The 12,814-nt window shown below is 45.0% G+C and carries 6 protein-coding genes, 2 tRNA genes and 3 rRNA genes; 9 read left to right on the top strand and 2 right to left on the bottom strand.

What is annotated here, in order from left to right:
- Nucleotides 1-171: 171 nt before the first annotated feature.
- On the bottom strand, nt 172-672 hold the full coding sequence (locus tag F890_RS17285; protein ID WP_005104971.1) for a cell envelope integrity TolA family protein: 501 nt from the start codon (nt 670-672) through the stop codon (nt 172-174).
- A gap of 217 nt (nt 673-889) precedes the next feature.
- On the opposite strand from F890_RS17285, the gene F890_RS17280 reads away from it, so the two are divergent.
- Nucleotides 890-1,960, top strand: a complete 1,071-nt coding sequence (locus F890_RS17280) for an alpha/beta hydrolase (protein WP_005104973.1) — start codon at nt 890-892, stop codon at nt 1,958-1,960.
- 71 nt (nt 1,961-2,031) lie between these two features.
- On the opposite strand, the gene F890_RS17275 is transcribed toward F890_RS17280, so the two are convergent.
- Nucleotides 2,032-2,706 carry an acetoacetate decarboxylase family protein gene (locus tag F890_RS17275; protein ID WP_005268228.1) on the bottom strand — a complete coding sequence of 225 codons (675 nt, stop codon included), beginning with the start codon at nt 2,704-2,706 and terminating at the stop codon, nt 2,032-2,034.
- Between the two features lie 103 nt (nt 2,707-2,809).
- Between F890_RS17275 and F890_RS17270 the strand changes: the two genes are divergently transcribed.
- The 8 genes from F890_RS17270 (at nt 2,810) to F890_RS17235 (ending at nt 12,629) form a co-directional block, all read left to right on the top strand.
- Nucleotides 2,810-3,382 carry a peptidylprolyl isomerase A gene (locus F890_RS17270; protein WP_005268226.1) on the top strand — a complete coding sequence of 191 codons (573 nt, stop codon included), beginning with the start codon at nt 2,810-2,812 and terminating at the stop codon, nt 3,380-3,382.
- A gap of 428 nt (nt 3,383-3,810) precedes the next feature.
- A 16S ribosomal RNA gene (locus F890_RS17265) occupies nt 3,811-5,348 on the top strand.
- A 60-nt stretch (nt 5,349-5,408) separates the two neighbouring features.
- Nucleotides 5,409-5,485: transfer RNA gene (locus F890_RS17260), tRNA-Ile, on the top strand.
- Between the two features lie 71 nt (nt 5,486-5,556).
- A tRNA-Ala gene (locus tag F890_RS17255) sits at nt 5,557-5,632 on the top strand.
- A 451-nt stretch (nt 5,633-6,083) separates the two neighbouring features.
- Nucleotides 6,084-8,978, top strand: a 23S ribosomal RNA gene (locus F890_RS17250).
- Between the two features lie 191 nt (nt 8,979-9,169).
- Nucleotides 9,170-9,284: ribosomal RNA gene (gene rrf / locus F890_RS17245) — 5S ribosomal RNA — on the top strand.
- The 16S, 23S and 5S rRNA genes sit together here with 2 tRNA genes alongside, the layout of an rRNA operon.
- A gap of 288 nt (nt 9,285-9,572) precedes the next feature.
- Entirely contained in the window at nt 9,573-10,937 is a 1,365-nt protein-coding gene (locus F890_RS17240; RefSeq protein WP_005268223.1) for an MFS transporter, read from the top strand.
- Between the two features lie 342 nt (nt 10,938-11,279).
- Entirely contained in the window at nt 11,280-12,629 is a 1,350-nt protein-coding gene (locus F890_RS17235) for an aromatic acid/H+ symport family MFS transporter (RefSeq protein ID WP_005268221.1), read from the top strand.
- Nucleotides 12,630-12,814: the final 185 nt, after the last annotated feature.

Genomic DNA, 12,814 nt, shown 5'->3' with positions numbered 1-12,814 from the left:
GATGTTCTGGTTGAATTGCTGAGAAGCATAAGCGAAGTGGAAGTTCGTTTAACATAACCCTCTACAAAGGCCCTAAAGAAATTTTCTTTAGGGCCTTTGTTTATCAGGAAGCTATCTTTTTCGATTTAAAAAGCTCAGTCTGGGCTTTTAATAGAGAAGACAATTCAAGTCTTAATCACGACGATCGCGTGAGCGTTGTTCCTGATGGCGTCGGTTGTCATTCCAGCGTTGATTAGAACGGTTTTGCTGGACTTTTTTACTGCGCTGATCTGTTGCACGTTTACGCTCCAGATCCTGACGACGTTTACGTTCTGCCTCTACCTGTTTTTGCCGTTGCGTCATGATATTTTTACGTTGCTGTTCATGGCGCTGCCGTTCCAGTTGGCTTTTACGTCGATCCAGCTCTAACTGTCTTTTACGATCCTGCTCCCAATTGCGACGTTGTAATTCCTGTTTACGTCGATCCAGTTCAATGCGTTTGCGTTGCTGTTCATATTCCCAGCGTTGCCGCTCATAGCGATGATCTTGTTCATAACGCCGGTCCAGTTCATAGCGACGGTCATAACGCTGATCATAGCGGCCATCATAATAGCCACCATCTTCAGGAAATGCGACGCAGCCTACAGCTAAAAATGCAGTCGCCAAAGACAAAGCTATAATTTTGCTAGCCATAGGCATCCTCCCGATTTGCAATAAAAAATATACTTAAGCTCGCAAAAGTACGTCAAAAATAACCTTTAAACGGTCAATGACATCTTCTATAAATGAGGGTAACGTATCGGACAGAAGCTATATGTACATTGATATTAAGACTTATATAAGAATATGGTCACTGAAACGCTAATCGTGTAGAAACTATGAAGAATTAAGAGAATAAGGACTAAAAATAATGACTGTGAATCCTCCGGTTCTGAAAAGTGTGATGGAAAAAGGACAAGGGACGGCAGCGCGTATGCTGGACCGCTTACCTGGCATTGCAAAGGAAACATTGGTTAAGGCCCTGGATTATCCTCATGTCTATCCTGATTTAGACCCTTTGGTTAAATGCCTGATGGCCATCCAGATAAAACAGGGGCATAGCAGTTTTATCAGTGAGGATCTCGCACATTCGCGCACATTGTTTGATGCACGTATGAAAGCCATCCGGGCTAGACCGACCGCGGTCAAATTTGTCGAAGAGCTTCGCCTTCCTCTACAGAGTGGCAGCATCTTTGCCCGGCATTATCATCCAGCTCCACAAAAGAAGTTGCCGATGGTGATTTTTTATCATGGCGGTGCATTTATGGTGGGCGGTCTGGATACTCACGATGAATTCTGTCGCTTGCTGGCAGTGCATGCCAAAGTACAGGTGTTAAGTGTGGCTTATCCGCTGACGCCAGAATTTAGTCCCTTACAAATGGTACAAGTCTGTGAAGATGCCTTGGCTTGGGCACATCAGCATAGCAAGCAGCTAAAAGTCTATAAAAATCGCATTGCCGTGGCAGGGGACAGCGCAGGCGGGAATCTGGCTACTGTCGTGGCACAGCGCAGTGCCGGTAAATCTTATGCCGCACGAGCACAGCTTTTGCTTTATCCGGCGCTCGACTTTAAAAGTCGCCATCCTTCTTTTTATGCTTATAAAGATGGACTGGTACTTTCGGAGCAGGATATTGATCTGGTGACCTTCATGTATGCCCAAACTCATCAGATTGAACTGGATGACCCACTGATTTCGCCGACCTATGGTGAATTGCAGAACTTGCCGCCGAGCTATGTAATTACTGCACGTCATGATGTTCTGCATGATGAAGGTTCAATCTATGCACATAAACTACGTCAGAATGGCGTGAGTGTTCATTATGATGAATATACCGATCAGGCACATGGTTTTATCAATCTGACGCCGATCTCCCGCCGTGCCAAAAAATATGTGATTGAGATCAGCAAAAACTTCCGCAAATTCTGGGACAAAAATAGTTAAATCGAAAGCATGAATGCAAAAAGGTGTTTCTCATGAAACACCTTTTTTTATAGCTAAGTTTTTATCAGTCTTTACACTTTGCTACTGATCTGCGCTTCAGGAAAGATCAGATTGAATTTGGGGACATAAAAGCTTTGCAGCAATTTGGCTTTGGAAAAATCTGGAAATATATTCTCGGCATCTTTCCACTCTACTTGTGAGAGTTTGGAGAGATGACCGCGGAACTGTGGACTAAACTGAAAACGCTGCCCTTTCCAGGCTTGCTGGATTTTCAACATAGACGCTGGAATATGATGACTATTAATATAGAACTGGCGTGCAGATTTAGTTTTCTTCAATCGAATCGTCATATGCTGGTTCTGGTGCTGAATCTGACACAGTACTTCCTGATCCTTTTCCTGCCATTCAAACTGCGCATGTTCTTTGGGAATGCCCCATAAATGCTGACCATGTACCACAGACTCATGGGTAGATACATAAATTTTAGGAATCGAGCTGAGGCGCCGTTTACTAATTAAAGGATGGTCCAGAATCAGTAACTCATCATAAGGGCCAATCGGCGAGGTGTGATAACGCACCAATAAGACTTGAATCATACGACCCAGTGGAGAAGGGGCAATACGGAACTGTTTTGCTTGCTCAATAAAGCTGGGGGTCAGCCAATAATTCAGAATAAAACCCTCACCCTGCAAACGCCACGGTGGAAACTGGTGGATATTTTGCTCCTGTAATAATGCATGCTTCATTCTTATTCTCTTGTCTTTAGTCGGCAGGTCACTGCATTATGAGTTATAAAAGATTAATATATAGTCATTCACAACCATTACTTCTAAGTAGATGAGTTAATAAATGTTAAAGAAATCATTATGTGTCATCGCACTTGCTGCGGTCAGTCTGCCTAGCTTTGCTGCAAATACAATTATTGAGATGAAGACTTCATCTGGAAATATTGAAATTGAACTCTTCAATGACAAAGCCCCAATCTCGGCAAAGAACTTCGAAAGCTATGTAAAGAACAACTTCTATAAGGACACGATCTTTCACCGCGTCATTCCAGGCTTTATGGTGCAGGGCGGTGGCTTTGATGTGAACATGCAGGAAAAAGCCAATACCAAAGCACCTATTAAAAACGAATCGTCGAATGGTCTGCAAAATAAACGCGGTACTTTAGCCATGGCTCGTACCAATCAGCCGGATTCTGCCCGAGCACAATTCTTTGTGAACCTGGTCGATAATGATTTCTTGGATCGTTCTGCTAGAAATGCCGGCTATGCGGTATTTGGTAAGGTCACTAAAGGCATGGATATCGTCGATCAGATTGCCAAAGTACCGACCCGAAACTATGGAATGCATCAAAATGTGCCGGTGAACCCTGTAAAAATCACCAGTGTGATGATTAAAGCACCAGTCGTGAAAAACTAGGCATAGAATAAAGCAGAAATATTTAATTTATATTTCTGTTTTAAAAATATGTACTTATGTAATGTATTGTATGGAATTGAACCAATTTGGTGCATAAAAATAAAACACTCGTGATTCCTGTGCGTTAAAAGCGCTTGCACGTGTAAGAAATTGCCCTATAATGAGCACATACCGGCGAGATAGACGGAAACGAACGAAGCGGATCGCTGAGTTGTTAAGTATATCGAAGTCCAGCTTCTAGCACTGACGAGGTGTTAGGAAGATCATTAAGAGATTATGAAGAACAACTTGTGTGGATTTTTACTGGTTGATCGATCGAAATTATTTTCATTGATTGATGGTAGAAATTACTCGAAGTTTATTTGAGAAATATTTGTCAGAAAATTGATGAGCCAAGATTGGCACCCTTTAAGGTGCTACATAGTATTAAACTGAAGAGTTTGATCATGGCTCAGATTGAACGCTGGCGGCAGGCTTAACACATGCAAGTCGAGCGGGGAAGAGTAGCTTGCTACTTGACCTAGCGGCGGACGGGTGAGTAATGCTTAGGAATCTGCCTATTAGTGGGGGACAACATCTCGAAAGGGATGCTAATACCGCATACGTCCTACGGGAGAAAGCAGGGGACCTTCGGGCCTTGCGCTAATAGATGAGCCTAAGTCGGATTAGCTAGTTGGTGGGGTAAAGGCCTACCAAGGCGACGATCTGTAGCGGGTCTGAGAGGATGATCCGCCACACTGGGACTGAGACACGGCCCAGACTCCTACGGGAGGCAGCAGTGGGGAATATTGGACAATGGGGGGAACCCTGATCCAGCCATGCCGCGTGTGTGAAGAAGGCCTTTTGGTTGTAAAGCACTTTAAGCGAGGAGGAGGCTACCGAGATTAATACTCTTGGATAGTGGACGTTACTCGCAGAATAAGCACCGGCTAACTCTGTGCCAGCAGCCGCGGTAATACAGAGGGTGCAAGCGTTAATCGGATTTACTGGGCGTAAAGCGCGCGTAGGTGGCCAATTAAGTCAAATGTGAAATCCCCGAGCTTAACTTGGGAATTGCATTCGATACTGGTTGGCTAGAGTATGGGAGAGGATGGTAGAATTCCAGGTGTAGCGGTGAAATGCGTAGAGATCTGGAGGAATACCGATGGCGAAGGCAGCCATCTGGCCTAATACTGACACTGAGGTGCGAAAGCATGGGGAGCAAACAGGATTAGATACCCTGGTAGTCCATGCCGTAAACGATGTCTACTAGCCGTTGGGGCCTTTGAGGCTTTAGTGGCGCAGCTAACGCGATAAGTAGACCGCCTGGGGAGTACGGTCGCAAGACTAAAACTCAAATGAATTGACGGGGGCCCGCACAAGCGGTGGAGCATGTGGTTTAATTCGATGCAACGCGAAGAACCTTACCTGGTCTTGACATAGTAAGAACTTTCCAGAGATGGATTGGTGCCTTCGGGAACTTACATACAGGTGCTGCATGGCTGTCGTCAGCTCGTGTCGTGAGATGTTGGGTTAAGTCCCGCAACGAGCGCAACCCTTTTCCTTATTTGCCAGCGGGTTAAGCCGGGAACTTTAAGGATACTGCCAGTGACAAACTGGAGGAAGGCGGGGACGACGTCAAGTCATCATGGCCCTTACGACCAGGGCTACACACGTGCTACAATGGTCGGTACAAAGGGTTGCTACCACGCGAGTGGATGCTAATCTCAAAAAGCCGATCGTAGTCCGGATTGGAGTCTGCAACTCGACTCCATGAAGTCGGAATCGCTAGTAATCGCGGATCAGAATGCCGCGGTGAATACGTTCCCGGGCCTTGTACACACCGCCCGTCACACCATGGGAGTTTGTTGCACCAGAAGTAGGTAGTCTAACCGCAAGGAGGACGCTTACCACGGTGTGGCAGATGACTGGGGTGAAGTCGTAACAAGGTAGCCGTAGGGGAACCTGCGGCTGGATCACCTCCTTAACGAAAGATTGACGATTGGTAAGAATCCACAACAAGTTGTTCTTCATACGATGTATCTGAGGGTCTGTAGCTCAGTTGGTTAGAGCACACGCTTGATAAGCGTGGGGTCACAAGTTCAAGTCTTGTCAGACCCACCAAATCTGACTAACCAAGCATGAAAGTGCTGAAGCAAACAGAACGGAACGATACATTGACTTATTGATAAGCTGGGGACTTAGCTTAGTTGGTAGAGCGCCTGCTTTGCACGCAGGAGGTCAGGAGTTCGACTCTCCTAGTCTCCACCAAATTTCAAGATCATAAAACTTAAAGCACTGCTTTTACTTGAAATTTAAGCAAGAAGCTACGCTTCGCGCAGTATGTAATCATACAGTGATGAAGTTGTTTAGTTCCTAAGCGATCAAGTGCTTAGATCCTAGAGATTAACAAGTACAAGCGTTATGATACGCGCACTTGATAACCTCTGTGATTTATCACAGTTTCCTGACCTGACGAAGGCTGGAAAAATCATTAACAGAATATATTTGAGTTGAAATAATTTGTTCAAACTCGTTTCAAGTAGGCAACTACAAGAAATGAGTTCTAGCGAAATTAACTGAATCAAGCGTTTTGGTATATGAATCTAATTGAAGCTGTACTGTAGTTAAATCTACGAAACGCCAACTGTATGAGTAAGTCGCAAGACGAACTCTGTTGCTTATCCCACTTGTAAGGATAAACGACTGTTTGGGGTTGTATAGTCAAGTAATTAAGTGCATGTGGTGGATGCCTTGGCAGTCAGAGGCGATGAAAGACGTGATAGCCTGCGAAAAGCTCCGGGGAGGCGGCAAATATCCTGTGATCCGGAGATGTCTGAATGGGGAAACCCACTTACCATAAGGTAGGTATTGCAACATGAATACATAGTGTTGCAAGGCGAACGAGGGGAAGTGAAACATCTCAGTACCCTTAGGAAAAGAAATCAATTGAGATTCCCTCAGTAGCGGCGAGCGAAAGGGGAAGAGCCCATTAAGTCATATAAGTTCTAGTGGAACGCTCTGGGAAGTGCGACCGTAGACGGTGATAGTCCTGTACACGAAAGGGCTTATATGATGATGTCGAGTAGGGCGAGGCACGTGAAACCTTGTCTGAATATGGGGGGACCATCCTCCAAGGCTAAATACTCCTGACTGACCGATAGTGAACCAGTACCGTGAGGGAAAGGCGAAAAGAACCCCTGTGAGGGGAGTGAAATAGATCCTGAAACCGCATGCATACAAGCAGTGGGAGCCGGCTTAGTCCGGTGACTGCGTACCTTTTGTATAATGGGTCAGCGACTTATATTCAGTAGCGAGGTTAACCGAATAGGGGAGCCGTAGGGAAACCGAGTCTTAATAGGGCGTTTAGTTGCTGGGTATAGACCCGAAACCAGGTGATCTATCCATGAGCAGGTTGAAGGTTGGGTAACACTAACTGGAGGACCGAACCCACTGTCGTTGAAAAGCCAGGGGATGACTTGTGGATAGGGGTGAAAGGCTAATCAAACTTGGTGATAGCTGGTTCTCCCCGAAAGCTATTTAGGTAGCGCCTCGGACGAATACCATTGGGGGTAGAGCACTGTTTCGGCTAGGGGGTCATCCCGACTTACCAAACCGATGCAAACTCCGAATACCAATGAGTACTATCCGGGAGACAGACTGCGGGTGCTAACGTCCGTAGTCAAGAGGAAAACAATCCAGACCGCCAGCTAAGGCCCCAAAATTATAGTTAAGTGGGAAACGATGTGGGAAGGCATAGACAGCTAGGAGGTTGGCTTAGAAGCAGCCACCCTTTAAAGAAAGCGTAATAGCTCACTAGTCGAGTCGGCCTGCGCGGAAGATGTAACGGGGCTAAAACTATATGCCGAAGCTGCGGATTTGTAATTTATTGTACGTGGTAGGGGAGCGTTCTGTAAGCCGATGAAGGTGGATTGAGAAGTCTGCTGGAGGTATCAGAAGTGCGAATGCTGACGTGAGTAACGACAATGCGAGTGAAAAACTCGCACGCTGAAAGACCAAGGGTTCCAGTCCAACGTTAATCGGGGCTGGGTGAGTCGACCCCTAAGGCGAGGCCGAGAGGCGTAGTCGATGGGAAATTGGTTAATATTCCAATACTTCTGTGTAATGCGATGAGAGGACGGAGAAGGTTAAGTCAGCCTGGCGTTGGTTGTCCAGGTGGAAGGTTGTAGGCATGTATCTTAGGCAAATCCGGGGTACTCTATGCTGAGAACTGATAGCAAGCTGTACTTGTACAGTGAAGTGGCTGATACCATGCTTCCAGGAAAAGTCTCTAAGCTTCAGTTACACAGGAATCGTACCCGAAACCGACACAGGTGGTCAGGTCGAGTAGACCAAAGCGCTTGAGAGAACTCTGCTGAAGGAACTAGGCAAAATGGTACCGTAACTTCGGGAGAAGGTACGCTGTTGTCTGTGATAGGACTTGCTCCTTGAGCGGGCGACAGCCTCAGAAACCAGGCCCCTGCAACTGTTTATTAAAAACATAGCACTCTGCAAACACGAAAGTGGACGTATAGGGTGTGATGCCTGCCCGGTGCTGGAAGGTTAATTGATGGGGTTAGCGTAAGCGAAGCTCTTGATCGAAGCCCCAGTAAACGGCGGCCGTAACTATAACGGTCCTAAGGTAGCGAAATTCCTTGTCGGGTAAGTTCCGACCTGCACGAATGGCATAATGATGGGGGCGCTGTCTCCAGCAGAGACTCAGTGAAATCGAATTCGCCGTGAAGATGCGGTGTACCCGCGGCTAGACGGAAAGACCCCGTGAACCTTTACTGCAGCTTGACATTGAACTTTGATCTTACTTGTGTAGGATAGGTGGGAGGCTTTGAAGTCGCGACGCTAGTTGCGATGGAGCCGTCCTTGAAATACCACCCTGGTAATATTGAGGTTCTAACTCTGTCCCGTTATCCGGGACGAGGACCATGTCTGGTGGGTAGTTTGACTGGGGCGGTCTCCTCCTAAAGAGTAACGGAGGAGTACGAAGGTGCGCTCAGCGTGGTCGGAAATCACGCGTAGAGTATAAAGGCAAAAGCGCGCTTAACTGCGAGACCCACAAGTCGAGCAGGTACGAAAGTAGGTCTTAGTGATCCGGTGGTTCTGTATGGAAGGGCCATCGCTCAACGGATAAAAGGTACTCTGGGGATAACAGGCTGATACCGCCCAAGAGTTCATATCGACGGCGGTGTTTGGCACCTCGATGTCGGCTCATCTCATCCTGGGGCTGAAGCAGGTCCCAAGGGTATGGCTGTTCGCCATTTAAAGAGGTACGCGAGCTGGGTTTAGAACGTCGTGAGACAGTTCGGTCCCTATCTACCGTGGGCGTTGGAAATTTGAGAGGATCTGCTCCTAGTACGAGAGGACCAGAGTGGACGAACCTCTGGTGTACCGGTTGTCACGCCAGTGGCATCGCCGGGTAGCTATGTTCGGAAGGGATAACCGCTGAAAGCATCTAAGCGGGAAGCCTACCTCAAGATAAGATTTCCCCGAGACTTTATGTCTCCTAAAGAGCCGTTGAAGACTACGACGTTGATAGGTTGGATGTGGAAGTGTAGCGATACATGAAGCTGACCAATACTAATTGCTCGTGAGGCTTGACTATACAACACCCAAACAGTTGTTGTACGAACTTCGAAAGAAGTGAGGATCAATTGATTCGATATTAAGCAAAACAGCTTGATTTAGTGAACGCTTAAGAACAAAATACGATACTCAAATATACCTGTTAATGAATTCTATTTGGTAGAAAGCAAGGCAAAACGTAAGACCTAGCAAGTATCCATAAACAGTTGTGCTGGCGACCATAGCAAGAGTGAACCACCTGATCCCTTCCCGAACTCAGAAGTGAAACCTCTTAGCGCTGATGGTAGTGTGGGGTTACCCATGTGAGAGTAAGTCATCGCCAGCTCATTATTCCTAAACACCCCCGACCATAAGGCCGGGGGTGTTTTTTTTATGCGCGGGTTTTGGTCAAATAGCTCTTGGAATTGTTGAATATTGATTAAAAACTAGACTCATGGGTTTAGATTTTTAAGGAATAAGTAAGACTTTAGTCGGATATTGCATGAAAAGTAGCTGTGTTGAACTAAGTTGTTGCGAAGACATGGCGATAAGAATCATTAAAAATAATAAATAAGAGTTAGGGTCATGTGTCGTGCTGAAAACAACGAAAAAAACTCACAGGAGGTGAGTAAAAATGGCAGAAAACATGAAGCGAGTAGCAAACACTGTAAGTGTGAATGATGTGATTGATCAGGCAAAATTCACTAAATTTCACTTAAGCATTGTATTATGGTGTTTGTTTATTGTCCTATTTGACGGATATGATTTAGCAATTAACGGTGTCGTTCTGCCTCTACTTATGCAAGAGTGGGGCATGAGTGCTGTTGAAGCAGGCATGCTTGCAAGTACAGCACTCGCTGGCATGATGTTTGGAGCCATGCTATTTGGGATGCTTGCAGACAAAATTGGTCGTAAAAAAGTTATCTTGATTTGTGTTTCTTTATTTAGTGCTTTTACATTTTTGGGTGGATTTACCACTAATCCCACAGAATTTGGTATTTTACGTTTTATTGCTGGTTTAGGGATTGGTGGTGTATTACCAAACTTAGTCGCTTTAACGTCTGAATATGCACCTAAACGTTTAAAAAGCACACTGGTAACCACCATGTTTAGTGGTTATGCCGTGGGCGGTATTATGGCTGCATTATGCGGTACATGGTTTACACCAAGTTTTGGTTGGGAAATTATGTTCTTCATTGCAGGTATTCCATTACTTTTTGTTCCATTTTTTTGGAAGTTCTTACCTGAGTCTTTAACTTTTCTCGTTAAAGAACAAAAAGTGAACGAAGCACGTCGTTTTATAAAGCAAGTCGAGCCAACTGCAGACATACGAGCAGATACTGAACTGGTTCTAGCTAGCGCTGATCAGACCCAAAGTGCATCAGTAAAAGCTTTATTTACAGAAAATCGTGCCACAGGAACATTCTTATTCTGGATTGCTTTCTTTATGTGCTTACTCATGCTTTACGCACTTGGAAGCTGGCTACCAAAACTGATGATGGCAGCGGGATATTCTTTAGGTAGTAGTTTAATGTTCTTATTAGCACTGAATATTGGTGCCGTAATCGGAACCATTAGCGGCGGTATTTTGGCAGACCGTTTTGACTTTAAACCTGTTCTTATGAGTATGTTAACTGTAGGTGTACTATCTTTGGTTGGTTTGGGCTTTAATTCTCCAACCCCTGTTATTTATTTACTTGTCAGTTTAGCAGGTGCCTCATCTATTGGTACCAGTATCTTGTTATATAGCTATGTTGCTCAATACTATCCTGTTGCAGTACGTTCTACTGGTATTGGTTGGGCTTCTGCTGTAGGGCGTACAGGTGCAATTGTTGGCCCAATCGTGATTGGTATGCTGCTTGGTATGGAGTTACCACATAAATGGAACTTTATCGCGGTTGCAATGCCAGGTATTATTGGCATCATCGCTATTTCAATGATTCGTAAGCCACAACCTGGTCGCGTTATGGTGAAAAAATTAAAAACAGCCAAAATTTAAACTCTCGTCATTGATCCATTCAGTTAAAAAGCTCCTTACTTAAAGGGGCTTTTTCATATCTTTAGTATGAAATTAAATCAATATTCACTTGGTCAAAAGAATAAGCGGATTAAAAGAGCTTAAATATTGGGCGAATTAAAAAATAAATATCAATTATTCAAAAGTTTATACTAATAATAGTGTGACATATCACGCAAATAAATGACATTTCCGAGAGCATAGCAGAATATCAATTAGTCTTATTGTGCCTTAAATCCCGCTTGCGTATATTGCCTGACATTGAAGATTGACTCCAGTCTTCAACAAGATGTTATGGACAAGTACTCATGGGAGATGAGAACGATGACAACGGAAAAAATAGATGTAAATTCTGTAGTCGATAATGCGAAATTCACGCCTTTCCACTTCAATGTAGTTGCTTGGTGTTTACTCATTATCTTATTTGATGGCTACGATCTCGCAATCAATGGTGTAGTTTTACCGTTATTGATGCAAGACTGGGGCTTAAGTGCAGTGCAAGCGGGCATGCTTGCAAGTACCGCACTGGCTGGCATGATGTTTGGTGCGATGATCTTCGGTTCCCTCGCGGACAAGATCGGTCGTAAGAAAGTGATCATGATCTGTATTGTATTATTTAGTGGTTTAACCTTTGCCGGCGGCTTTGCTTCAAATCCAACCGAATTCGGTATTTTACGTTTCCTTGCCGGTCTTGGTATTGGTGGCGTAATGCCAAACCTGGTGGCATTGACTTCGGAATATGCCCCACAAAAAATGCGTAGTACGCTGGTGACCACCATGTTTAGTGGTTATGCAGTCGGTGGTGTGATGGCTGCGTTATTGGGTTCATGGTTCACGCCAAGTTTTGGTTGGCAAATCATGTTCTTTATCGCGGGTATTCCACTGTTTTTATTACCAGTGATCTGGAAATTCCTGCCTGAATCGCTCGCATTTATTGTGAAACAGAACAAGCAGCCCGAAGCTCGTCGTATCGTACGTCACTTGGCACCAAATCTGACTGTTACCGAGAATACGACTTTCACTTTGCCACAAGAAAATGTGCCTGAAGCAGCCAACGTGGTAAGTTTGTTCCGTCGTGGCCGTGCGGTCAATACTTTACTGTTCTGGGTCGCGTTCTTCACTTGTCTGTTAACCATGTATGCACTGAGTAGCTGGTTACCGAAGTTGATGATGGCAGCAGGCTACTCGATGGACAACAGCTTGATGTTCATGATGGTGATGAACGTTGGTGCGGTTGTGGGTATTGTCGGTGGTGGTATTCTCGCGGATCGTTTCCACCTGAAACCGGTACTGATGTTCCTCGGTATGATGGGTGCGATTGTGATGAGCTCAATGGGCTTTGCATCTAACCAATTCTTACTTTACATCCTGGTATTCCTGGCGGGTGCAGCGTCGATTGGTTCACAAATGTTGCTATATAGCTATGTTGCGCAGTTCTACCCGCTTGCGGTACGTTCGACAGGTATTGGCTGGTCTTCTGCGATCGGTCGTATGGGCGCGATTGTAGGGCCGATCCTGATTGGTGGCTTACTGGGAATGAACCTGCCTGCTTACTTCAACTTTATGGCAGTCGGTTTGCCGGTTCTGATTACTGCAATTGCTGTTGCATTAATCATGCATGACAATGAATCTGAAAAGATTGGTTCAATTGAGCCTGCAGTGTCTAAAGCTTAAAGCTAAGTTTTTAAATAAGAAGCCTCCGAAAGGAGGCTTTTTTATATTTAAAATCAGAATAATAGTATTCTATAAAGAGAATCAGTTTTATAAAAAGAGATATAACTTTTATGAGAATATTAGGGTCTGTTGACATTTTCTGTTCAAAAAAATAGCGAGAAAGTAAAATTTAATCGCCAAACTAA

The sequence above is a fragment of the Acinetobacter sp. CIP 64.7 genome, from assembly GCF_000369745.1.
GTDB lineage: Bacteria > Pseudomonadota > Gammaproteobacteria > Pseudomonadales > Moraxellaceae > Acinetobacter > Acinetobacter fasciculus.
This window is presented reverse-complemented; position numbering and strand designations above follow the sequence as displayed.